20 protein-coding genes and 1 pseudogene are annotated in these 23,835 nt (G+C 62.9%); 16 read left to right on the top strand and 5 right to left on the bottom strand.

Going from position 1 to position 23,835, the window contains the following annotated elements:
- Positions 1-43: 43 nt before the first annotated feature.
- The gene (locus tag ACA058_RS13040; protein ID WP_497639446.1) at positions 44-1,468 is read left to right on the top strand and encodes a gamma-aminobutyraldehyde dehydrogenase; all 1,425 of its coding nucleotides are present in this window, start codon (positions 44-46) and stop codon (positions 1,466-1,468) included.
- Positions 1,469-1,591: 123 nt separating this feature from the next.
- Here ACA058_RS13040 and ACA058_RS13035 read toward each other — a convergent pair whose 3' ends face one another.
- Positions 1,592-1,828, bottom strand: a complete 237-nt coding sequence (locus tag ACA058_RS13035) for a hypothetical protein (protein WP_497639445.1) — start codon at positions 1,826-1,828, stop codon at positions 1,592-1,594.
- 179 nt (positions 1,829-2,007) lie between these two features.
- On the opposite strand from ACA058_RS13035, the gene ACA058_RS13030 reads away from it, so the two are divergent.
- The 7 genes from ACA058_RS13030 to ACA058_RS13000 all read left to right on the top strand — a co-directional run bounded on the left by ACA058_RS13030 (position 2,008) and on the right by ACA058_RS13000 (position 10,754).
- Complete coding sequence (locus tag ACA058_RS13030) at positions 2,008-3,771, top strand: L-lactate permease (protein WP_497639444.1); 1,764 nt, start codon at positions 2,008-2,010, stop codon at positions 3,769-3,771.
- Between the two features lie 194 nt (positions 3,772-3,965).
- Positions 3,966-5,465: a glycolate oxidase subunit GlcD gene (gene glcD / locus ACA058_RS13025; protein ID WP_497639443.1), complete on the top strand. Its 1,500-nt coding sequence runs from the start codon at positions 3,966-3,968 to the stop codon at positions 5,463-5,465.
- Entirely contained in the window at positions 5,465-6,529 is a 1,065-nt protein-coding gene (glcE, locus tag ACA058_RS13020; RefSeq protein ID WP_497639442.1) for a glycolate oxidase subunit GlcE, read from the top strand. The genes glcD and glcE overlap by 1 nt, the downstream gene beginning before the upstream one ends.
- 3 nt (positions 6,530-6,532) lie before the next feature.
- Entirely contained in the window at positions 6,533-7,753 is a 1,221-nt protein-coding gene (glcF, locus tag ACA058_RS13015) for a glycolate oxidase subunit GlcF (protein ID WP_497639441.1), read from the top strand.
- A gap of 20 nt (positions 7,754-7,773) precedes the next feature.
- Positions 7,774-8,175 (top strand): heme-binding protein, encoded by a 402-nt coding sequence (locus ACA058_RS13010; RefSeq protein ID WP_497639440.1) that lies wholly within the window; start codon positions 7,774-7,776, stop codon positions 8,173-8,175.
- A 54-nt stretch (positions 8,176-8,229) separates the two neighbouring features.
- On the top strand, positions 8,230-9,117 hold the full coding sequence (gene yghX, locus ACA058_RS13005) for a YghX family hydrolase (protein WP_497639439.1): 888 nt from the start codon (positions 8,230-8,232) through the stop codon (positions 9,115-9,117).
- 611 nt (positions 9,118-9,728) lie between these two features.
- A complete protein-coding gene (locus ACA058_RS13000) occupies positions 9,729-10,754 on the top strand; it encodes an IS110 family RNA-guided transposase (RefSeq protein ID WP_497634895.1) in 1,026 nt (341 codons plus the stop codon).
- A 392-nt stretch (positions 10,755-11,146) separates the two neighbouring features.
- On the opposite strand, the gene ACA058_RS12995 is transcribed toward ACA058_RS13000, so the two are convergent.
- The 3 genes from ACA058_RS12995 to ACA058_RS12985 all read right to left on the bottom strand — a co-directional run bounded on the left by ACA058_RS12995 (position 11,147) and on the right by ACA058_RS12985 (position 14,137).
- A complete protein-coding gene (locus ACA058_RS12995) occupies positions 11,147-11,800 on the bottom strand; it encodes a peroxiredoxin (RefSeq protein ID WP_497639438.1) in 654 nt (217 codons plus the stop codon).
- 118 nt (positions 11,801-11,918) lie between these two features.
- Complete coding sequence (locus tag ACA058_RS12990; RefSeq protein ID WP_497639437.1) at positions 11,919-12,863, bottom strand: aldo/keto reductase; 945 nt, start codon at positions 12,861-12,863, stop codon at positions 11,919-11,921.
- On the bottom strand, positions 12,860-14,137 hold the full coding sequence (locus tag ACA058_RS12985) for an NTP/NDP exchange transporter (RefSeq protein WP_497639436.1): 1,278 nt from the start codon (positions 14,135-14,137) through the stop codon (positions 12,860-12,862). The genes ACA058_RS12990 and ACA058_RS12985 overlap by 4 nt, the downstream gene beginning before the upstream one ends.
- A gap of 52 nt (positions 14,138-14,189) precedes the next feature.
- Here ACA058_RS12985 and ACA058_RS12980 point away from each other — a divergent pair.
- A pseudogene (locus ACA058_RS12980) lies at positions 14,190-14,974 on the top strand (alpha/beta hydrolase).
- Between the two features lie 186 nt (positions 14,975-15,160).
- On the opposite strand, the gene ACA058_RS12975 reads toward ACA058_RS12980, so the two are convergent.
- A complete protein-coding gene (locus ACA058_RS12975) occupies positions 15,161-15,949 on the bottom strand; it encodes a DNA-binding transcriptional regulator (RefSeq protein WP_497639435.1) in 789 nt (262 codons plus the stop codon).
- Positions 15,950-16,083: 134 nt separating this feature from the next.
- Between ACA058_RS12975 and ACA058_RS12970 the strand changes: the two genes are divergently transcribed.
- The 7 genes from ACA058_RS12970 to mhpT all read left to right on the top strand — a co-directional run bounded on the left by ACA058_RS12970 (position 16,084) and on the right by mhpT (position 23,785).
- Positions 16,084-17,742 carry a bifunctional 3-(3-hydroxy-phenyl)propionate/3-hydroxycinnamic acid hydroxylase gene (locus tag ACA058_RS12970; RefSeq protein ID WP_497639434.1) on the top strand — a complete coding sequence of 553 codons (1,659 nt, stop codon included), beginning with the start codon at positions 16,084-16,086 and terminating at the stop codon, positions 17,740-17,742.
- A gap of 1 nt (position 17,743) precedes the next feature.
- Positions 17,744-18,697 carry a 3-carboxyethylcatechol 2,3-dioxygenase gene (gene mhpB / locus ACA058_RS12965; RefSeq protein WP_497639433.1) on the top strand — a complete coding sequence of 318 codons (954 nt, stop codon included), beginning with the start codon at positions 17,744-17,746 and terminating at the stop codon, positions 18,695-18,697.
- A 15-nt stretch (positions 18,698-18,712) separates the two neighbouring features.
- The gene (locus ACA058_RS12960; RefSeq protein ID WP_497639432.1) at positions 18,713-19,600 is read left to right on the top strand and encodes an alpha/beta fold hydrolase; all 888 of its coding nucleotides are present in this window, start codon (positions 18,713-18,715) and stop codon (positions 19,598-19,600) included.
- Positions 19,601-19,614: 14 nt separating this feature from the next.
- The gene (gene mhpD / locus ACA058_RS12955) at positions 19,615-20,421 is read left to right on the top strand and encodes a 2-keto-4-pentenoate hydratase (RefSeq protein ID WP_497639431.1); all 807 of its coding nucleotides are present in this window, start codon (positions 19,615-19,617) and stop codon (positions 20,419-20,421) included.
- A gap of 32 nt (positions 20,422-20,453) precedes the next feature.
- Complete coding sequence (locus ACA058_RS12950; RefSeq protein WP_497639430.1) at positions 20,454-21,392, top strand: acetaldehyde dehydrogenase (acetylating); 939 nt, start codon at positions 20,454-20,456, stop codon at positions 21,390-21,392.
- A gap of 10 nt (positions 21,393-21,402) precedes the next feature.
- Positions 21,403-22,413, top strand: a complete 1,011-nt coding sequence (dmpG, locus tag ACA058_RS12945) for a 4-hydroxy-2-oxovalerate aldolase (protein ID WP_497639429.1) — start codon at positions 21,403-21,405, stop codon at positions 22,411-22,413.
- 163 nt (positions 22,414-22,576) lie between these two features.
- On the top strand, positions 22,577-23,785 hold the full coding sequence (mhpT, locus tag ACA058_RS12940) for a 3-(3-hydroxy-phenyl)propionate transporter MhpT (protein ID WP_497639428.1): 1,209 nt from the start codon (positions 22,577-22,579) through the stop codon (positions 23,783-23,785).
- Positions 23,786-23,835: the final 50 nt, after the last annotated feature.

Below are 23,835 nucleotides of genomic sequence, written 5' to 3'. Positions count from 1 at the left end.
GGCCGGGTTTCAAAACAAGAACTGCTTTGAAAAGGACAAGAACATGCAAACCCAACTCTTGATCAACGGCCAACTGCTCGACGGCGAAGGCCCCGCCCAACCGGTGTTCAACCCGGCGCTGGGTCGCGTGCTGGTGGAAATCAACGAAGCCAGCGAAGCCCAGGTCGATGCCGCCGTGCGTGCCGCCGATGCCGCGTTCGACAGCTGGTCGCACACCCCACCCAAAGAACGTTCGCTGCTGCTGCTCAAACTCGCCGACGCCATCGAAGCCCACGGCGAAGAACTGGCCAAGCTGGAATCGGACAACTGTGGCAAGCCCTACAGCGCCGCGCTCAACGACGAGATCCCGGCGATTGCCGACGTGTTCCGGTTCTTCGCCGGTGCCAGCCGTTGCATGAGCGGCTCGGCCGGGGGCGAATACCTGCCCGGCCACACCTCGATGATCCGCCGCGACCCGGTGGGGGTGATCGCCTCCATCGCGCCGTGGAACTACCCGCTGATGATGGTCGCCTGGAAAATCGCCCCGGCCCTGGCCGCCGGCAACACCGTGGTGCTCAAGCCGTCGGAACAAACGCCGTTGACGGCGTTGCGCCTGGCGCAACTGGCGTCGGAAATCTTCCCGGCCGGTGTGCTCAACCTGGTATTCGGCCGTGGTCCTACGGTCGGTAGCCCGCTGGTCACCCACCCGAAAGTGCGCATGGTGTCGCTGACCGGTTCGATCGCCACCGGCTCGAACATCATTTCCAGCACCGCCGACAGCGTCAAACGCATGCACATGGAACTGGGCGGCAAGGCCCCGGTGATCATCTTCGACGACGCCGACATCGACGCCGCCGTCGACGGCATCCGCACCTTCGGTTTCTACAACGCCGGGCAGGACTGCACCGCCGCCTGCCGCATCTATGCCCAGGAAGGGATCTACGACAAGTTCGTGGAGAAGCTCGGCGCGGCCGTCAGCAGCATCAAGTACGGCTTGCAGGACGATCCATCGACCGAGCTCGGCCCGCTGATCACCGCGCAACACCGCGACCGCGTGGCCGGGTTTGTCGAGCGCGCCGTGGCACAGCCGCACATTCGTCTGGTCACCGGAGGCAAGGCCGCCCCGGGCAATGGCTTCTTCTTCGAACCGACGGTGCTGGCCGACGCGCAGCAGGACGACGAGATCGTCCGTCGCGAAGTGTTCGGGCCGGTGGTGTCGGTGACCAAATTCAGCGATGAAGCGCAGGTGCTGGGCTGGGCCAACGATTCGGACTACGGCCTGGCGTCGTCGGTATGGACCGCCGACGTCGGCCGCGCCCATCGCCTGGCGGCGCGCTTGCAGTACGGCTGCACCTGGGTGAACACGCACTTCATGCTGGTCAGCGAAATGCCCCATGGCGGGCAGAAATTGTCCGGGTATGGCAAGGACATGTCCATGTATGGGCTGGAGGATTACACCGTTGTGCGGCATGTGATGTTCAAGCACTAAAAGCATCGCGAGCAAGCTTTGCTCCTACAGGTTTTGTGTCGTTCACATCACCGGGGTGCGCTACAAAACCTGTAGGAGCAAAGCTTGCTCGCGATGGCGGCACACCCAATTCCCAGCCCTGCGCTACAGCGTTCTCTGGCTATTGCCGATGCCCTTGGCAATGTCGATCCCCCAGTCCATCGCCGCTTCCATGTCCAGCATATGCGGTTGTGGATCGTGGTTTTCGTCAATGGCCGAGCCGTCCGGTCGATAAACCCCGATGAACATTCCCAAAGAGCCGTCCTTCAGTATCTCGGCCTTGACCTTGATGCTGCATCCGTTCGAAAGCGTCTCCTTGTGCTCCACATGGCGCTCAGTCATTGCTGTTTTCCTCCTGCGGCTGGTTTCGACCTATGGGCAATGCTAGCTCAGACACCTGCGTAGCGCTGATTGAGGCGACGGAGACCGCGCCCTGACAGCGGCGTAATGCCACCTATACTACAGGCCACCTCCCCCCCCCAAGGGGCTGCGCTCCCAACAATAAAAAGCAGAGGTGGAACATGGTCTGGCAGCAAATCTACGATCCGTTCAACAACCCGTTGCTTTCAACCCTCATGGCAGCCGTGCCGGTGGTGGTGATGCTGGCAGCCCTGGCCTTCTTCCATGTCAAGGCACACCTGGCGGCACTGCTCGCCCTGGCCTCGGCCCTGGTGATCGCGATTTTCGCCTTCGGCATGCCCGCCGGCATGGCCGGGTCGGCCGCGCTGTACGGTGCCGCCAACGGTTTGCTGCCCATCGGCTGGATTGTGTTAAACATCATTTTCTTGCATCGCCTGACGACCGAGAACGGCTCGTTCAAAGTGCTGCAGGACTCTCTGGCGCGGATCACCGACGATCGCCGCCTGCAATTGCTGCTGATCGCCTTCTGCTTCGGTGCCTTTTTCGAGGGCGCAGCGGGGTTCGGTACACCGGTGGCGGTGACCGGGGCGATCCTGATCGGCCTGGGCTTTTCTCCGCTGGCCGCGTCGGGCCTGGCGCTGATCGCCAACACCGCCCCCGTGGCCTTCGGTGCCTTGGGTACACCGATCATCACCCTGGCCAAAGTCACCGGGCTCGATGAAATGGAGCTGTCGATGATGGTCGGTCGGCAACTGCCGTTCTTCTCGGTGATCGTGCCCTTCTGGTTGATCTGGGCCTTCGCGGGCTGGCGCAAGATGGTGGAAATCTGGCCGGCGATCCTGGTGACCGGGATCAGTTTTGCCGTTCCGCAGTTCATCGTGTCCAACTATCACGGGCCGATGCTGGTGGACGTGATCGCCGCGCTGATCTCCATGGCCTGCCTGACGGGCTTCCTGAAAGTGTGGAAACCGGCCACCGTGCATACCTCCGCCGCACTGTCCGGGCGCGTCGACAACTCGGCAATCGCCGAGGAGCACGACGAAAAGCCGGTCGCCAGCGCAACCTTTGCCAGCGATGCCAAGCCAGCGGTGATGCGTGCCTGGATGCCGTGGATCATCCTCACCGTCTTCGTTTTCGCCTGGGGCACCCAGGGCTTCAAGAATATGTTCGATACTCGCCCGGCGATTGATCCGGCCACCAGCACGGCCAAACTGGACCCCCAGGGTAAACCGCTGCGTGAGGCGAACCCGATTTTCGCCCCGACCCTGACCTTCACCACGATTCACCAGCAGATCGAAAAGGTTCCACCCGTGGTGCCTGCGGCGAAAACCGAAGAGGCGATCTACAAATTCACCTGGTTCACCAGCACCGGCACCGGCATTCTGCTGTCGGCGATCCTCGGTGGGCTGTTGATGGGCTACTCCATCCCGCAATTGATTCACCAATACCTGCGAACGCTGTGGGTGGTGCGCTACTCACTGATCACCATTACCGCGATGCTTGCCCTGGGCTTTCTCACCCGCTACTCGGGGCTGGACGCGACCATGGGCCTGGCCTTTGCCGCGACAGGGATTTTCTATCCGATGTTCGGCACCCTGCTGGGCTGGCTCGGCGTGGCCCTGACCGGCTCGGACACCGCCTCCAACGTGCTGTTCGGCGGCTTGCAAAAGGTGACCGCCGAGCAACTGGGGCTCAGCCCGGTGTTGATGGCTGCCGCCAACAGTTCCGGCGGGGTCATGGGCAAGATGGTCGACGCCCAGTCGATTGTGGTCGCCTCTACCGCCACCCGCTGGTACGGCCATGAAGGGGAAATCCTGCGCTATGTGTTTTTCCACTCGATTGTCCTGGCGATCCTGGTCGGCGGCCTGGTGACGTTGCAGGCCTATGTCGCGCCGTTCAGTCATATGGTGGTGGGCGGCCATTGATCGGACAGCCCGGGCAATCGCCCAAATGCTGTTCACTGTAGGAGCGAGCATGCTCGCGATGGTCGTCAACGATAACGCGTGTTTACTGAATAAACGCAGCGTTCTTGAGTCCATCGCGAGCATGCTCGCTCCTACAGTGAACAGCATTACGGCAATCGCCCGGGCTTTCATGAACGGAGTATCGTAAAACGACTATGAACATTCTCTACGATGAACGCGTTGATGGCGCTCTGCCAGAGGTCGACAAGGCCGCGATGTTGCAGGCCTTGCGCACGCAGTTGCCGGATCTGGAGATCCTGCACCAGCAGGAAGAACTCAAGCCGTACGAATGCGACGGGCTGAGCGCCTACCGCACCACGCCGATGCTGGTGGTGCTTCCACGCGACATTACCCAGGTACAGGGCGTATTGCGCCTGTGCCATGAACGCCAGGTAGCGGTCGTCGCCCGGGGCGCCGGTACCGGTCTGTCCGGCGGCGCATTGCCCTTGGAAAAAGGCGTGCTGCTGGTGATGGCCCGCTTCAACCAGATTCTGCAGATCGACCCCGCCGCCCGTACCGCCAAGGTTCAGCCGGGGGTGCGCAACCTGGCGATTTCCCAAGCCGCCGCACCGTTCAGCCTGTACTACGCACCCGACCCGTCCTCGCAAATCGCCTGCTCCATTGGCGGTAACGTCGCCGAAAACGCCGGCGGTGTGCATTGCCTGAAATACGGCCTGACCGTACATAACCTGCTCAAGGTGGACATCCTCACCGTCGACGGCGAACACCTGACCCTGGGCTCCGACGCCCTGGACTCCCCCGGCCTTGACCTGCTGGCTTTGTTCACCGGCTCCGAAGGCATGCTCGGGGTGATCACCGAGGTCACGGTCAAGCTGCTGCCCAAACCGCAGTCCGCCAAGGTGCTGCTGGCGGCATTCGACTCCGTGGAAAAAGCCGGCCGCGCCGTCGGCGACATCATTGCCGCCGGTATCATCCCGGGAGGCCTTGAGATGATGGACAACCTGGCCATCCGCGCCGCCGAAGACTTTATCCACGCCGGTTACCCGGTGGAGGCCGAAGCCATCCTGCTGTGCGAACTCGACGGCGTCGAAGCCGACGTGCGTGACGATTGCGATCGCGTGCGCCAGGTGCTGGAGCAGGCCGGCGCCACCGAAGTGCGCCAGGCTCGGGATGAGGCCGAACGCGTGCGCTTCTGGGCCGGGCGCAAGAATGCCTTTCCGGCGGTGGGCCGCCTGTCGCCGGACTACTACTGCATGGACGGCACCATCCCGCGCCGTGAGCTGCCCGGCGTGCTCAAGGCCATCGCCGAACTCTCGGCCGAGTACGGCCTGCGGGTGGCCAACGTGTTCCATGCCGGCGACGGCAACATGCATCCGCTGATCCTGTTCGATGCCAATACGCCTGGCGAACTGGATCGCGCCGAAACCCTGGGCGGCAAGATCCTCGAGCTGTGCGTGAAGGTCGGCGGCAGCATTACCGGTGAACACGGCGTAGGCCGGGAAAAGATCAACCAGATGTGCGCGCAGTTCAACAGCGATGAGCTGACCCTGTTCCACGCAGTCAAGGCGGCATTCGACCCCGGCGGCCTGCTCAATCCCGGCAAGAACATACCGACCCTGCACCGCTGCGCCGAGTTTGGCGCCATGCATGTGCATGCAGGGCAAGTGCCCTTCCCTGACCTGGAGCGCTTCTGATGCACGGACCTGCCGATCTCGATGACAGCACTGCGCTGCTGGAGCAGGTCAATCAGGCGTTGGCAAACGCCACGCCGCTGCGCATTCAAGGTGCCAACACCAAAGCGTTTCTGGGACGCGTGACGGCGGGCGAAATACTCGATACACGATCGCACCGGGGCATTGTCAGCTATGACCCAACTGAACTTGTGATCACCGCACGCTGCGGCACGCCACTGGCCGAACTTGCAAATGTGCTGGACGCCGCGCAGCAGATGTTGCCCTGCGAACCGCCTGCCTTTGGCGATGACGCCACCGTCGGTGGAATGATCGCTTGCGGGCTGTCGGGCCCGCGTCGGCCGTGGTCGGGGTCGGTCAGGGATTTCGTTCTGGGCACGCGGGTGATCACAGGGCTAGGCAAGCACTTGCGTTTCGGTGGCGAGGTCATGAAAAACGTTGCCGGTTACGACCTGTCACGCCTGATGGCCGGCAGTTACGGCATCCTGGGCCTGATCACCGAGGTCTCGCTCAAGGTGCTGCCCAAGCCCAGGAAGGCCCTGAGCATCAGCCTGCAAATGAACGCCGAGCGTGCCCTGCTGCGCCTGGCGGAATGGGGCCAGCAACCGTTGCCGATCAGCGCCGCGTGTCATGACGGTGAATGCCTGCACCTGCGGCTCGAGGGCGGCGAAGGTTCGGTGGCGGCGGCCCATGACCGCCTGGGCGGCGAGTTGCTGGACGCTTCGTATTGGGCCGACCTCAACGAACAGCGCCTGGCTTTCTTCGACGAAGACCAGCCACTGTGGCGCCTGTCCGTGCCCCACAACACACCGCGCCTGTCCCTGCCCGGTCGGCAATTGATCGACTGGGGCGGCGCCCAGCGCTGGCTCAAATCCGACGCCCAGGCTACGTTCATTCGCCAGGTCGTCGAAGCGGTTGGCGGGCACGTCACCTGCTACAGCCACGGGCTCACGGACACGCCCTTCCAGCCGCTGCCCGACGCGCTGATGCGCTACCACCAGAACCTCAAGCAGCAACTCGACCCCCAGGGCATCTTCAACCCCGGACGTCTGTACGCGGAGTTATGAATCATGCAGACCACCTTGAGCGAAAGCGCCCGCAGACTGCCCCGCGCCGAAGAAGCCGACAGCATCCTGCGCACCTGCGTGCACTGCGGTTTCTGCAACGCCACCTGTCCGACCTATCAGTTGCTCGGCGATGAGCTCGATGGTCCGCGCGGGCGCATCTACCTGATCAAACAGGTGCTGGAAGGCAACGAGGTCACAGAAAAGACCCAACTGCACCTGGATCGCTGCCTGTCGTGCCGAAACTGCGAGACCACCTGCCCTTCGGGGGTCGATTACCACAACTTGCTGGACATCGGCCGGGCCGTGGTCGATGCGGCGGTGCCGCGTCCGATCGGCCAGCGTCTGTTGCGCGAGGGGCTGCGTACGCTGGTGCCGCATCCGGACCTGTTCAAGTACCTGGTCAACAGCGGCCAGACATTCCGGGCGCTGCTGCCCGGCACGCTGCAAAGCAAACTGCCGCGCAACGTCCCGGTGCCCAAGCGGCGTCCCGACATTCGCCATGCCCGGCAGGTGCTGATGCTCGAAGGTTGCGTGCAGCCCGCACTGTCGCCCAATACCAACGTGGCCGCCGCCAGGGTACTGGACCGGCTGGGCATCAGCGTCATGCCGGCCCGCGAGGCCGGATGTTGCGGTGCCGTGGATTATCACCTCGACGCCCAGGCCGCCGGCCTTGATCGCGCCCGGCACAACATCGATGCCTGGTGGCCGGGCATTGAACAAGGCGCCGAGGCCATCGTGCAAACCGCCAGCGGTTGCGGGGCCTTCATCAAGGATTACGGGCATCTGCTCGAACGCGATCCGGCCTATGCCGACAAGGCCAGGAGGGTCAGCGCGCTGGCCCGGGACCTGGTCGAAGTGTTGCGCGACGAACCGCTGGAACAGCTGGGCATCCACAACGCCCACCGCGTGGCGTTCCATTGCCCCTGCACCTTGCAGCACGCGCAAAAACTTGGTGGCGCGGTCGAAAAACTGCTGATCCGCCTGGGATTCAATCTCACCAGCGTACCTGACAGCCATTTGTGCTGCGGTTCGGCGGGCACCTATTCGCTGACCCAACCGGAATTGGCCCGGCAACTGCGCGACAACAAGATGAATGCCCTGGAAAGCGGCTACCCCGAAGTTATCGTCACCGCCAACATCGGCTGTCAGTCGCACCTCGACGGCGCAGGCCGAACCCCCGTCCGCCACTGGATCGAACTGGTCGAAGACGCACTGTCCCAATAGCACCCCACTGGAGAACGCCCATGAACAGCAAAGCCGTCCTGAGCCAGGCCGAGGTCAGTCAGATACTCGCCGCCGCGCGCACCGAAGCCCAGGACAACCACTGGCCGGTGACCATTGTGGTGGTCGACGACGGCGGGCATCCCCTGGCCCTCGAACGCCTCGACGGCGCATCGCCCATCAGTGCCTACATCGCCATCGAAAAAGCCCGCACCTCGGCCCTCGGGCGACGTGAATCCAAAGGTTATGAAGAGATGGTCAATGGCGGGCGTACAGCCTTTCTGTCGGCGCCGCTGCTGACCTCGCTCGAAGGCGGGGTGCCGATCACGGTCGACGGCCAGGTGATCGGCGCGGTCGGGGTGTCCGGGGTCAAGGCCGAGCAGGATGCACAAGTGGCGAAAGCCGGGGCGCAGTGTCTCGTTTGACCACTGGACAGGTAGAAGCCAGAGCCCTCAATCCGCCGAAGAGGAAGCGCACAGATGACCCGTCTCACTGCAAAAGACTTTTCCCCGCAACTGCTGGAACTCTATGACTACTACGCCCATGGCCTGATCAACCGGCGCGAGTTTCTCGACCGTGCCGCGCTGTTCACCCTGGGTGGATTGACCGCCAGTGCGCTGCTGGCGTCCCTGAGCCCGGACTACGCCCTCGCCGAACAGGTCGAATTCACCGACCCGGACATCATCGCCGAGTACGTCAGCTACCCCTCACCCAAGGGCAACGGGCAGGTGCGAGCCTATCTGGTGCGTCCGGCAAAAGCCGTCGGCAAGGTCGCGGCGGTGGTGGTCGTACATGAAAACCGTGGGCTCAACCCTTATATCGAAGACGTCGCGCGGCGCTTGGCCAAGGCAGGTTTCATCGCCCTCGCCCCGGATGGCCTGAGCTCGGTCGGCGGCTACCCCGGCAACGACGACAAGGGACGTGCGCTTCAGGAAAAGGTCGACCCGCAAAAGCTCATGAATGACTTCTTTGCGGCCGTCGAGTGGATGATGAAACATCCCGACGCCAGTGGAAAAGTCGGCATCACCGGTTTCTGTTATGGCGGTGGTGTCACCAACGCGGCAGCCGTGGCTTACCCGGAACTGGGCGCTGCCGTGTCGTTTTACGGCCGGCAACCGGATGCCAAGGATGTGCCCCGGATCAAGGCGCCGGTGATGCTGCACTACGGTGAACTGGATACGCGCATCAATGAAGGCTGGCCCGCTTATGAACAGGCGTTGAAGGCCGGGGGCAAGACCTATGAAGCCTATATCTATCCCGGCGCCAACCATGGTTTTCACAACGATTCCACGCCGCGCTATGACGAGGCGGCGGCGAAGCTGGCCTGGGAGCGGACGCTGGGGTGGTTTCGTAAATATCTGGTGTGATCGAAGGCCGCCCTGTGCACGGTAATGCTGTTCACTTTAGATTGGGGGCTGCAGGTGCATATTTGGATTGGGTGTATATCCTTTGCTGTGGTAACGGCCACTTAGGGTTTCGCCCTTACGGCGAGTCTCTTTTTCAAACGCCTGTACGGACCGGACACATGGTTGACGGGGCGCCCAAATCTAAAGCCAAAGCGAGGCGGCCTGACAGCCGACCTGACTTTGGCAGATACCCCCAAATCCCCTGTGGGAGCGAGCCTGCTCGCGATGGTCGCCAACGATAACGCGCCCTGTCTGGATGATCGCGTCGTCCGGACGTTTTTCGCGAGCAGGCTCGCTCCCACAATTGGATCGCGGACAGACCTGCAATCAGGTCGGCTTTAAGGCCGCCTCGCCTTGCTTTGGCTTTTGATTTTCTTGCCACATCACGCCCTGAGCCTGTCCGTCAACCTGAGACTACCTCCATCGGCGCCTCTACCAACGTTGACCTCCATCGCGAGCAGGCTCGCTCCTACGGGGCTTTTCCAAGTGACTCGCTAATGAAATGGCTACCCCCGCCGCCCCCTGCGATCGCCCACTAAGCTTTCGCAGGGGGCTCACCGGAGACTGTTGCCATGAACGAAATATCTATCGCCGCCATCGATTTGGGAAAACACACTTTTCACCTGCATGCGCAGGATGATCGTGGTCATGAAGTTTGCCGCAAAAAATTCACCCGGTCGGCACTCATGCAGTACCTGATGAATCTCCAACCCTGCACCGTCGTGATGGAAGCCTGTGGTGGCGCCCATTTCATGGCACAGGAGGTGGCCAAGCTTGGGCATATACCCAAGCTCATTGCCCCTCATCTCGTGCGCCCTTACGTGAAAAGCAACAAAAACGACTTCGCTGATGCCGAAGCGATTTGCGAGGCCGCTACTCGCCCAACGATGCGCTTTGTGCCGGTCAAAAACCAAGCCCAGCAAGCGCTGGCCATGCTCAACTCGACACGTGATGCGTTCATCAAGGACCGCACTGCGGCCGTCAATCGTATTCACGCCGCTCTTCTGGAGGTCGGCGTCAGCCTGGCCCCGAGCCTCAAATCGATTCGATCTCTTTCGGCGCTGCTTGAAGCGAGCTCAATGGCTCAGCCCTTCAAAAACACTCTGACGAGGCTGTATCAACACTTCAAGCATTTGGACGAGGAGATCAAATCGCTGGACAAGGATGTGGAGTGCCAGGCCGCTGAAGATGATCTGGCGACTCGTTTGATGACCATGCCGTGTGTCGGTCCGATCACCTCCACCGTCCTGGCTGCCGAATTGGGCGATGGCAAACAGTTCAAATGCGGCCGAGACTATTCAGCCTCGATCGGGCTGGTGCCCAAGCAGCATTCCACGGGCGGCAAAACCGTACTGCTGGGCATCAGCAAGCGCGGCGATCGCAACCAGCGACGCCTGCTTGTCCAGTGTGCCCGCGTTTACGTGAGGTATCTGGACCGCCAGAAAGGCTGGCTGGCGGACTGGGTCCGGCAGCTATTGGCCCACCATCACTCCAACCATGTGGTTTGCGCGCTGGCCAACAAGCTGGCGAGGATCGCCTGGGCGATTGCGGCACACCACACTGAATTCGATGCAGGGCCAAGCGCGATGAACGCCTGACCCTGCTGTCACCCGAGCATCACCCACCTGGTTTTGCGATGCTGGATAACTGATGACGTGAACGGCCAACCGGCCTGACGACAACCCTGGGCTTTTACACGGCTGAAAGGCCGTCTCGCTAATAAGGATCGTCGGGCATCGATTCTCATCGAGGCGCGGGGCTACACCCCCACTCAGACGCCGGATAGATGAAAGCAAGCCAACCACTCATCAAAAACAGTATTGCAGAAAAGGGGGTAACCATAGATGTAAAAGCGAAACCCTAAGTGGCCGTTACCGCAGCAATGGATATACACCCAATCCAGTTCTTAAATACATCCCCATGATTAAGTGAACAGCATTGCCCTGCACACCGTCCCGGCAGGAGCGGTGTACAGGTCCGCCGCCGGGGGTTACTTGGGTTGCGGCACCACGCGCAGATACGGTTTCAGGGTCTTGAAGCCGTCCGGGTACTTCTTCCTGGCATCCTCGTCGGAAACCGACGTCGGAATGATCACGTCTTCGCCCGGACGCCAGTTCACCGGCGTGGCGACGGTGTGCTTGGCGTTCAGTTGCAGTGAGTCGAGCAGGCGCAGCACTTCGTCGAAATTACGCCCGGCGCTCATCGGGTAGATCAGCATCGCCTTGACCTTCTTGTCCGGGCCGATGATGAACACCGAACGAACCGTGGCGTTGTCCACGGCGGTGCGTTGGCCGCCGCTGGCGTTGGGGTGAATCATGTCGTAGAGCTTGGCCACCACCAGGTTGTCGTCACCGATCATGGGATAGTTGACCGCATGGCCCTGGGTTTCCTCGATGTCGCCGAGCCAGGCGTGGTGGTCGCTGACCGGGTCGATGCTCAAGCCGACGACCTTGGTGTTGCGTTTGTCGAACTCCGGCTTCAACCGGGCCATATAGCCAAGCTCGGTGGTGCAGACTGGGGTGAAGTCTTTCGGGTGCGAGAACAGGATGGCCCATTTGTCGCCGATCCATTCGTGGAAGCGGATAGGCCCCTCGGTACTGTCGGCGGTGAAATCCGGTGCCTCATCGCCAATGCGGATAGTCATGTTCGATCTCCTTTGTGTGATGGTCAGGGATGTCTTGCATGCTCAGGTTTTTCGGACCTCAATCAGTGTAGTCAGGAACCCGCCTGTCGGAACCTGCCTGTCAAAACCCGCCTTGGCGTCAATCCACCAAAGCGATCAATTGATGACGCTGCGCATCGGTGAGCATCGGGCCGAAACCGGCGCTGGCGTTTTCCGTCATGTAGCGCGGGTTGCCGGTGCCGGGGATGACGCAGGTCACCGCCGAATGCGACAACAGGAACTTGAGTGCCAGGGGCGGCCAGCTCTTGACCCCGACTTGCGCGGCCCAGCCGGGCAATGGTTTGCCCTGCAACCGAGCGATCAAGCCTCCGCCGCCGAACGGCCGGTTGCAGATCACCGCAACGCCGCGGTCGCGACACAATGGCAGGATGCGTTTCTCGACGGTGCGATCATCCAGCGCGTAGTTGATCTGCAGAAAGTCCAGCGGCTCGGCCTTGAGCACTGCCTCCACTTCGTCATAGGCCGACGCGGTGTAATGGGTGATGCCGATGTAGCGAATGCGCCCTGCCTCCTTCCATTGGCGCAGGGTCGGCAGATGGGTTTGCCAGTCCAGCAGGTTGTGGATCTGCATCAGGTCGATGCGATCGGTCTGCAGCAGCTTGAACGATTGCTCCATCTGCGCAATGCCTTCCTCGCGCCCACGGGTCCACACCTTGGTCGCCAGGAATGCCGGCGATCGTGGCTCGTGAATCGACAGCAGCTCACCGGTGGTCTGCTCGGCGCGGCCGTACATCGGCGAACTGTCGATGACCTTGCCGCCCTTTTCGAACAACGCGTCAAGCACGGCGGGCAAGCTGCGGTACGCAGGATCCGAAGGCGCCACATCGAAGCCGCGATAGGTGCCCAGGCCGACAGCGGGCAATGGCTCTTTGCTGGAAGGAATGACGCGGGTCATCATGGTCTTGCCTCCTGTTCCCGCCGCTGGCGAGGTTTGCGCACCGCTCGGGCCGAGCGTGAAGACCGCCGAAGCTGCGGCAGCCAGCGTGAGTATTTGCCTGCGGGTCAAACCTTGCGGATGGCTCATGACGTTTCCCTGACCGCTGGTGCGGACTCGGCCAATCGCGCCTGGCGCCTGGCCAGCCACAGGCACAACCCGCCCCACACTCCCGCAACCGGCACGACCGCCACCGCGACCAGGCCGAAGCCTGCGCCCAGGGCCGTCAAACCCGCCGACAGCCACCCACTGGCGGCGTCGCCCCCACGATAGACCAGGGTTTCGATCACATTCTTGGCCTTGTACTTCTCTTCACGGCTGACCACCGTCCACAGCACTTCACGCGCCGGCCGAACAATGCCGAACTCCACCGCGCGGCGCAGCCCCTGGGCCATTGCCACGCTGGCCGGCACTGGCGCCAGTGCCATGGCGCAAAACGCCACGACTGTTGCCAGGGGCAACGCCAGCAGCGCGCCGCCGATGCCCAGCAGACGAATCAACGGCGCCGTCAGCAGCAACTGACAGATCAAGGTCAGCGCCGACACCAGCAAATCGACCATGGCGAAGAATTGCGTCCTGCTGCCTACATCAGCGTAGCTGCCAGCGACGATCCGTCCCTGCTCGAAATACAACAAAGTCGCGGCGCTGGTGTGCAGCAGCATGAAGGCCACCAACCCCAATAGATAAGGCGAGTGCAGGATCAGCGTGATCCCGGCAAGCATGCTGCCGCCCATGTGCCGTTCGTCCAATAACCGGTTACCCTGCTGCGATTGCGTCTTCGCCAGCAGCCCCCGATAGCAACGGACCGCCAGTTCCAGCAGCAGCGCCGCGGCGACGGTCAACGCCAGCGGGCCCAGACGAGTGGCCATGGTCGCCGCCAGCAAGGGCCCGATGAAGGTGCCCAAGGTGCCGCCGGCCGCGATGCAGCCGAACAGCCGTCGCCCCTGCTCGCTGGAGAAGCGGTCGACCAGCACACTCCAGAAAATCGAGACGATGAACAGGTTGTAGAGGCTGATCCAGACAAAAAACACCCGCCCGACCGTCACCGGCGCGACGCGGTTGGCGATCAACAGGCCAAACACCAGCATCGACACGGCAATCGTGCGGTAGATCAATGGCACGAAGCGCGTGGCCGGCAGCCGCGACGCCAGCGCGCCAAACACCGGCACCATCAGCAGCATCACCGCGAAGGTAGCTGTGAACAGCCACTGCAACTGGCCGACGCCGCCTTCAAGGCCCAGGGCATCGCGCAACGGTCGCACCAGGTAATAGCTGGCAAGCACGCAGAAATGGAACGCGAAACCCAGGGCCAGGGCCGCTCTTTCCGCAGGCAACACGTTGAGCCACTTGAGCGCGATGGGCATCGGTGCCCTCCTTTACCGCCAGCTACACTCTGACAGCACCCCGGAGCCGTCAATGTCGCCCACTAACGTTAGCCGAATGTCTCGTACCCTGGTGTTACTCGTCGTCATCGCCGCTGTGCTGTACCTGGCGCTCTGCGCGGCCCTGTTCGTGTTTCAGCGCGCGCTCATCTACTACCCACAACCCCGCGCCGTCGACTCGCCCGAAACGCTGCTGACGTTGCCCGTGGACGAGGCGCAGGTGCTGGTGTCGGTGCGAGCGCATGACGGCCCCAAAGCATTGACTTCGGTGGCAATGCCGAGGACGTGTCGCGCAGCCTGCCGGAGTTCGCCCGTGCCTTCCCCGACCATGCCCTGTATCTGCTGCATTACCGTGGCTATGGCGGCAGCACCGGTTCCCCTTCCGAAGAAGCGCTTGCCCACGATGCCATGACCTTGTTCGACAAGGTCTACGCCGACCACCCGCAGGTTGCCGTGGTCGGACGCAGCCTGGGCTCGGGGGTCGCGGTGCGCCTGGCCAGTTACCGACCGGCGGCGAAACTGCTGCTGATCACGCCGTACAACAGCCTGGAGGAACTGGCTGAGCGCCAGTTCCGCTGGCTTCCGGTGCATTGGCTGCTGAAGGATAAATTCGAATCCTGGCGCTACGCCGCACACATCACGGTGCCGACGCGCCTGATCGCCGCTGAACACGACGAAGTGATTCCAGGCGCAAGCACCCGGCGGCTCTACAGCCATTTCCCCCCGGGCGTGGCGACTCTGCAGGTGATTGCGGGCACCGGGCACAACACGATCAGCAACAGCCCCGAATACCTCAAGGCGCTGGAGGATGGCCTGTAGGAGCGAGCCTGCTCCGGGCGGCGTTCCGAGAAAAACCCGAGAGCGCCGCGGGGCGTCAGGCTTCCCGCGTCATCGTTGACCTCCATCGCCCTGTAGGAGCGAGCCTGCTCGCGAAAAACCTGAGGGCACCGCGGGGTGCCAGGTATCCCGCGTTATCGTTGACCTCCATCGCGAGCAAGCTCGCTCCTACAAGTGTGAACTGACCAACTGGCTCTGGATTTTTTGCACCACCCCTTGCATCGCCGGCAGGTAACGGCGGGCCGCTTCCTCGACAGACATCGCCTTGGCAATGTAGACCAGGTTCAGGCACCCCATCAGCCGCGTCTCATGGGTGACGGGTATCGCGATGGCTGCAATTTTACGCTCCTGACCCCAATGCGAGTTGTTTTCGCCATAGCCCCTGGCGACGGTGTGCTCCACCAGCCGTTCGACAAAACGGCGATCGGCGGCCAGCGCCGATTGTTCGTCGTCGCGGCTGATCATCAACTCGATCAGCTCTTCGCGCTCGGCAGGCGGACAGAACGCAAAGTAGGCGCGTCCGGTGGCGGTCATCAGCAACGGCAGGCGCCGGCCGACCATGGAGCGGTGGAACGAAAGGCGGCTGAAGCGATGAGTGGTCTCGCGAATGACCATGGCGTCGCCATCCAGCGTACACAGGTCCGTCGGCCAGACCACCTCCTGCAGCAGTTCGCCGAGCAGTGGCGCGGCGATCGAAGAGATCCATTGTTCATCGCGAAATCCCTCACTCAATTCGCGCACTTTGAGGGTCAGGCGATAGCTGTCGTCCGACTCGCTGCGCCGCACATAACCCTCGGCCTGCAAGGTTTCCAGCAGCCGTCGAACCGTTGTTCGATGCAGCCCGCTGCGCTCGGCCAGTTGCGCGGTGCTGGCCCCGCCGTCGAAGCGATTCAAGCTGTTGATCAGGGCCAGGCCACGCATCAATCCCCGCACGGACTTGTATTCGGTCTCGCTCATTGATCGTTCCTTTTTTGTTGTAAATCAACGATGTGCACTCAGTGCACACTAACAAGGGTTGTCGTTGTCCACCAGTACCGCGATTCCCATACTGCGCCCAACAAGAAATCCAAAAGCGCTGTACGGAGAGACCCATGAGTCCTGCACCCACGCCCTCCACACTGGAGCTGAGTACCGACGTCGCCATCGTCGGCGCCGGCCCGGTCGGTTTGATGATCGCCAACTACCTGGGCCAATGCGGCGTGAACGTCACCCTGGTGGAAAAGCTCGACCGCCTGATCGATTATCCCCGCGCCATTGGCCTGGATGACGAAAGCCTGCGCACCTTCCAGGCAGTCGGCCTGGCCGAAAACGTACTGCCGCACACCACCCCCTGGCACGCCATGCGCTTCCTGACGCCAAAGGGTCGCTGCTTTGCCGACATCCAGCCCCAGACCGACGAGTTCGGTTGGTCGCGGCGCAACGCGTTCATTCAGCCCCTGGCCGACCGCGTGTTGTACGAAGGCTTGCAGCGCTTCAAAAACGTCAAGGTGCTGTTCAGCCGCGAGCTGGAAAGTTTCGCGCAGAACGATAGCGCCGTGGTGCTCAGCCTTAAGGATCAGAACGGCCGCGAAGAACGCCTGCATGCCCGCTACCTGATCGGCTGCGACGGTGGCAACAGTCTGGTGCGACGCAGCCTGGACATCAGTTTCGAAGGCAAGACCGCGCCCAACCAGTGGATCGTCGTCGACATCGCCAACGACCCGCTGGCTACCCCGCACGTTTACCTGTGCTGCGACCCGGTGCGGCCTTATGTGTCCGCCGCCCTGCCCCATGGTGTGCGTCGTTTCGAATTCATGGTCATGCCCGGCGAAACCGAAGCCGAGTTGAGCAAGCCCGAGAACATGCGCAAGTTGCTGGCCAAGGTGCTGCCCGACCCCGACCGCATCGAGCTGATCCGCAGCCGCGTCTATACCCACAACGCACGCCTGGCCGGTCAATTCCGTCAGGGTCGGGTGCTGTTGGCCGGCGACGCCGCGCACATCATGCCGGTGTGGCAGGGCCAGGGTTACAACAGCGGCATGCGCGACGCCTCGAACCTGGCGTGGAAGCTGTCGCTGGTGATCAAGGGCCTGGCCGCCGACAGCCTGCTCGACAGCTACGAACAGGAGCGCCGCGACCACGCCAAGGCCATGATCGACCTGTCCGTGCTCGCCGGCCATGTCCTGGCGCCGCCCAAGCGCTGGCAAGGCACCCTGCGCGATGGCGTGTCCTGGCTGCTCAACTACGTGCCATCGGTCAAGCGCTACTTCCTGGAAATGCGCTTCAAGCCGATGCCGCAATACACCCGTGGCGCCTTGATCGCACCCAACGACAAGTCCTCTGCCGTGGGCAAGATGTTCATTCAACCGCGGGTGCTGACCGAAGCGGGCGACACCCTGTTGCTCGATGAAGTGATCGGCAAGCACTTCGCGATCATCGCCTGGGGCTGCGACCCAACCTGGGGTTTGAGCGCCGACCAGATCGAACATTGGCGGGCCCTGGGCACGCGGTTTATCCAGGTGTTGCCGGACGTCCAGCTCAAGGCCGCGAGTGATGTCAGCCCCGGGGTGATCCGCGTCGGTGACAGCAGCGGTCGCCTCAAGGAGTGGTTCGCCCGTGGTTCGGCGTCCATCGCCCTGGTGCGCCCGGACCGTTTCCTCGCCGGGCTGGCCATACCGCAAACCGTTGGCCAGGCCTGTGATCAGTTGGCCCTGGCGCTCAAGGCACTGCCGCACACGGCCGCGGCGACCGTCGCCAGCCAGGTGGCTTGAGATGAGTGCTTATCTGCACTGCCTGTCGCACACCCCGCTGGTGGGCCACGTCGACCCGACGCCGCAGGTGTTGGCCGAAGTCGACGCGATGACCGCCGAGGCCCGCGAGCGCATCGCCCGCTTTGCACCGCAACTGATCGTGCTGTTCGGGCCGGACCACTACAACGGTTTTTTCTACGATGTGATGCCAGCGTTCTGCATCGGCATGGCGGCCGATGCCATCGGCGATTTCGACACGGCCGCCGGCCCCCTGGACGTCCCCAAGGCGCTCGCCGAAGCCTGCGCCCAATCAGTCCTGGATGCTGGCGTCGATACCGCCGTTTCCTACCGCATGCAGGTCGACCACGCGTTCGCCCAGCCCCTGGAACTCTTGCTCGGAGGCTTGCAAGGCTGCCCGGTGATTCCGGTGTTCATCAATTGCGTCGCCGTGCCCCTGCCCGGTTTCAAGCGTGCCCGGCTGCTCGGTGAAGCCATCGGCCTGTGGGCGAAGTCGCTGGACAAGCGCGTGCTGTTCCTGGCCTCCGGTGGCTTGTCCCACCAGCCACCTGTGCCGGAACTGGCCAAGGTCGATGCGCGCATGGCCGATCGCCTGATGGGCAGCGGTCGTCAGTTGCCGGCCGATGAGCGACAGGCGCGGCAGAACCGGGTCATTCAAGCCGCCAGGGACTTCGTCGAAGACCAGCACAGCCTGCACCCCCTCAACCCGACATGGGACCGGCAGTTTCTCGACACCCTCGAACAGGGTCGACTCAGCGACCTCGATGCCCTGGGCAATGACCAGTTGTCGGCCCTGGCCGGCAAGTCCACCCACGAAGTGAAGACCTGGGTCGCCGCCTTCGCCGCGCTGTCTGCGTTCGGCCCGTATCGCACCGAAGGTCGCTACTACCGCCCGATTCCCGAATGGATCGCAGGCTTTGCCGCCCTTGGCGCCCAGCCGCTGAACAACAACCACTGAATCCAAGGAACTGCCATGACTGCCACTGCGTTCACCGAAGCATCCACCAGCCGCTTTGCCCGTATCAAGGAAGGCGACCTGGACCTGCAACTGCATTACAACGACGTTGGCCACAATCCTGAAAACCCGAGTGCCGAGAGTGCCGAAACTATAGTCATGCTCCATGGCTCAGGCCCCGGTGCCAGCGGTTGGGCCAACTTCCACCGCAACATCGATCCACTGGTGAACGCCGGCTACCGCGTGATCCTCATGGACTGTCCAGGCTGGAGCAAGAGCGACCCGATCGTCTGCGACGGCTCGCGCTCGGATCTCAATGCCCGTGCGCTCAAAGGCCTGCTCGACGTGCTTGACCTGGACCGCGTGCACATCCTCGGCAACTCCATGGGCGGCCACAGCAGCGTGGCGTTCGCGCTCGCCAACCCGCAGCGGGTCGGCAAACTGGTGCTGATGGGGGGTGGCACCGGCGGCCCCAGCGCCTTTGTCCCGCAGCCTACCGAAGGCATCAAGCTGATAGGCGCGCTGTACCGCGACCCGACCATCGAAAACCTGAAGAAGATGATGAACGTGTTCGTCTTCGACGCCAGCAGCATTTCCGACGATTTGTTCCAGACCCGCCTGGACAACCTCCTCGCACGCCGCGATCACCTGGAGAACTTCGTCAAGAGCAGCACCCTCAACCCCAAGCAATTCTCGGATTTCAGCCACCGCTTGCATGAAATCAAGGCGCAAACCCTGCTGGTCTGGGGTCGCGAAGACCGCTTCGTGCCCATGGACACCGGCCTGCGCCTGCTGGCCGGGCTGCCCGACGCCCAATTGCATGTGTTCAACCGCTGCGGCCACTGGGCCCAGTGGGAACACGCCGAGACGTTCAACCGCCTGGTCCTGGACTTCCTGACCCACTGATGACAGAGGCCGACATGCTCCCTACTCAAAAAACCCTGGAACACCTCGCCGCTGGCCTGCGCCAGGCCCAGGCCAGCAACGAGGCCATTGCCCCGCTGCGCGAGCAGATTGGCGAAGACAACGCCGCAGCCGCCTACGCCATCCAGCGCCTCAACATTGCCCATGCCCTGGCCGACGGCAACCGCGTGGTTGGCCGCAAGATCGGCCTGACCAATCCCAAGGTCCAGCAGCAACTGGGGGTCGATCAGCCAGACTTCGGCACCCTGCTCGCCGACATGCACTACACCGACAACCAAACCGTACCGATAGGCCGCGTCATGCAGCCGAAGATCGAGGCGGAAATCGCCCTGATCCTCGAGCAGGACCTGCCAAGCCCCGAGACCGGTTTCGACGACGTGCTCGCTGCGACCGGCTGGGTGGTCCCGGCCCTGGAAATCGTCGGTAGCCGGATCCAGGGCTGGAACATCCGCTTCGTCGATACCGTGGCGGACAACGCCTCCAGTGGCTGTTTCGTGCTGGGTGAAACGGCACGCCGTATCGATGGGCTCGACTTGAGCCTGGCCAACATGCGCATGACCCGCAATGGCGAAGAAGTTTCAAGCGGCAGTGGTGCCGAATGCCTCGGTCATCCTCTCAACGCCGCCGTCTGGCTGGCCTGCACCATGGCTCGCCTGGGCGATCCGCTGCGGGCCGGCGACATCATTCTCACCGGCGCCCTGGGGCCGATGGTGGCGGTGGCGGGCGGTGATCGTTTCGAGGCTGAGATCGAAGGCATCGGCCGCGTCGGTGTGAGCTTTTCGGAAGAAAGTAGCGCCGAGTGATCGGCGACTTGCGTGCAAAAGAGGCAACAACCATGAACAACAAATTGAAAGTCGCCATCGTCGGTTCCGGCAACATCGGCACAGACTTGATGATCAAAATCCTGCGTAACGCCAGGCACCTGGAAATGGCGGTCATGGTGGGGATCGACCCGGCCTCCGACGGTTTGGCCCGCGCCCAGCGCATGGGGGTGGCCGTGACCCATGAAGGCGTCGAAGGCCTGACCCGCATGGACGTGTTCAAGGACATCGACTTCGTCTTCGATGCCACTTCGGCCGGCGCCCACGTCAAGAACGATGCGTTTCTGCGCTCGATCAAGCCTGGCATCCGCCTGATCGACTTGACACCGGCGGCGATCGGCCCGTACTGCGTGCCGGTGGTGAATCTGGAACAGAACCTGGACCAGCTCAACGCCAACATGGTCACCTGCGGTGGCCAGGCGACCATCCCCATGGTCGCGGCGGTTTCACGCGTGGCCAAGGTGCATTACGCCGAAATCGTCGCTTCCATTGCCAGTAAGTCCGCCGGTCCCGGCACCCGCGCCAACATCGACGAGTTCACCGAAACCACCTCCAAGGCCATTGAAGTGATCGGTGGCGCGAGCAAGGGCAAGGCGATCATCGTGATGAACCCGGCTGAACCACCGCTGATAATGCGCGACACGGTGTTTGTGCTGTCCGAGGCGGCGGATCAGGCTCTGGTCGAGGCTTCGATTGTCGAAATGGCCGCGGCCGTGCAGGCCTATGTACCGGGCTATCGCCTGAAGCAAAAAGTCCAGTTCGACGTGATTCCCGAAGACGCGCCGCTGAACATCCCCGGCCTGGGAAAACTCTCCGGCCTGAAGACCTCGGTGTTCCTCGAAGTCGAAGGCGCCGCCCATTACTTGCCAGCGTATGCCGGCAACCTCGACATCATGACCTCCGCAGCCTTGGCCACCGCCGAGCGCATGGCGCAGTCGATGCTTAACGCCTGAGGAGACCGAAATGAACGGCAAAAAACTCTACATCTCCGACGTGACCCTGCGCGACGGCAGCCATGCTGTCCGTCATCAGTACTCGATCCAGAACGTGCAGGACATCGCCCGGACCCTGGACAAGGCCCGCGTCGACTCGATCGAAGTGGCCCACGGCGACGGCCTGCAAGGTTCGAGCTTCAATTACGGGTTCGCTGCGCACACCGATCTGGAATGGATCGAAGCCGCGGCCGACGTGATCAGCCACGCCAAGATCACGACCTTGCTGTTGCCCGGCATCGGCACCGTGCATGACCTCAAGGCGGCTTACAACGCCGGTGCCCGGGTGGTGCGCATCGCCACCCATTGCACCGAAGCGGATGTCTCGAAACAGCACATCGAGTATGCCCGCGAGCTGGGCATGGACACCGTCGGTTTCCTGATGATGAGCCACATGATCCCGGCCGAGCAACTGGCTGCCCAGGCCAAGCTGATGGAGAGCTACGGCGCGACTTGCGTGTACATGGCCGACTCCGGTGGCGCGATGAACATGCAGGATATCCGCGAGCGTTTCCGTGCGTTCAAGGCAGTGCTCAAGCCAGAAACCGAGACCGGCATGCACGCACACCACAACCTGAGCCTGGGGGTGGCCAACTCCATCACCGCGGTCGAGGAAGGCTGCGACCGCATCGACGCCAGCCTCGCCGGCATGGGGGCTGGGGCCGGTAACGCACCACTGGAAGTGTTTATCGCCGCCGCCGAGCGCCTGGGCTGGAACCACGGTACCGACCTGTACACGCTGATGGACGCCGCCGACGACATCGTCCGCCCGCTGCAGGACCGTGCGGTGCGGGTCGACCGCGAGACCCTGGCGCTGGGATATGCCGGGGTCTACTCGAGCTTCCTGCGCCACGCCGAAATCGCTGCCGCGAAATACGGCCTGAAGACCCTCGACATCCTCGTCGAACTGGGCAAACGCCGGATGGTTGGCGGTCAGGAAGACATGATCGTCGACGTCGCGCTGGACCTGCTCAAACGTTAACGCCACACAACCTGTGGGAGCGAGCCTGCTCGCGATGAGGGCATTTCATTCAACATCATCGTTGACTGACCCGACGCCATCGTCGGAACGCCGCCCGGAGCCGGCTCGCTCCCACAGGGTCCGCCCTCTGATTGCCATAACAACAATAAAACGGGTATTGCCCATGACATCGCTGAACGTGACAACCCCGCTCTACCTGGCGCGGACCATCGGTCTGTGCTTCCTCGTCGCCCTGATGGAAGGCCTCGACCTGCAAGCCTCAGGGATCGCCGCCCAGGGAATGGCGGCTGCGTTTGAACTGGACAAGCTGCATATGGGCTGGGTCTTCAGCGCCGGGATCTTCGGCCTGCTGCCCGGTGCCTTCTTCGGCGGCCTGCTGGCCGACCGCATCGGCCGCAAACGCGTGCTGATGGCCTCGGTGTCCCTGTTCGGGGTGTTCTCGTTGCTCACGGCCGTGGCCTGGGACTTCAACAGTTTGCTGATCGCCCGTTGCCTGACTGGCGTGGGCCTGGGTGCCGCCCTACCCAACCTGATCGCCCTCTGCAGCGAAGTGGCGGGGCCGCGCCTGCGCGGCACCGCCGTGAGCCTGATGTACTGTGGCGTGCCGTTGGGTGCGGCACTGGCGGCCAGCATCGGGATCGCCGACCTGGCCGGTGGCTGGCAGGTGGTGTTCTACGTCGGTGGCGTGGTGCCCCTGTTGATCGTACCGCTGCTGGGACTTTACCTGCCGGAGTCGGCGCAGTTTCTTCGCGGTGCCCAGGACACCGCACCAGGCGGTGTGGTTCGCGGCCTGTTCCGGGAAGGTGCGGCGCTGCCGACCGCGATGATCTGGGTCAGTTATTTCTTTACGCTCATGGTGGTCTACATCCTGATCAACTGGCTGCCCAGCCTGTTGATCGGTCAAGGCTTCAGCGGGACCCAGGCGAGCTGGGTGATGCTGGCCCTGCAGTTTGGCGCGGCGGCGGGCACCTTGTCGCTCGGCTGGGTAATGGACCGGTTACCGGCCTGGGCGCTGTCCGCGCTGATCTATGTCGGCCTGCTCGCCTCGCTGACCGCACTGGGCATGGCCAGTCAATTGCAAAGCATGTTGCTGGCCGGTTTCGTCGCCGGCTTTTTCGCCACTGGCGGGCAATGCGTGCTGTATGCCCTGGCACCGCATTTCTATCGTCCGTCGGTACGTGCCACGGGCGTCGGCAGCGCCGTCGCCATCGGCCGGTTGGGCGCCATGAGCGGCCCCTTGGTGGCCGGCAAAATGCTCGCGCTGGGCACCGGCACCACCGGCGTGATGATGGCCTCGGCACCGGGAATCGTCATCGCGGCATTGGCGATGTTCTACCTGTCGGTACGACGCAACGGCACTCAACCCGACTGACACCCTGACCGCAATTCCCCGCGTCGCGACGGCGCGGGTCCCCCCTACAA

This window comes from Pseudomonas sp. LBUM1649 (assembly GCF_059716155.1).
The sequence above is the reverse complement of the archived record's forward strand: the minus strand, read 5'-3'. Positions and strand labels throughout refer to the sequence as shown.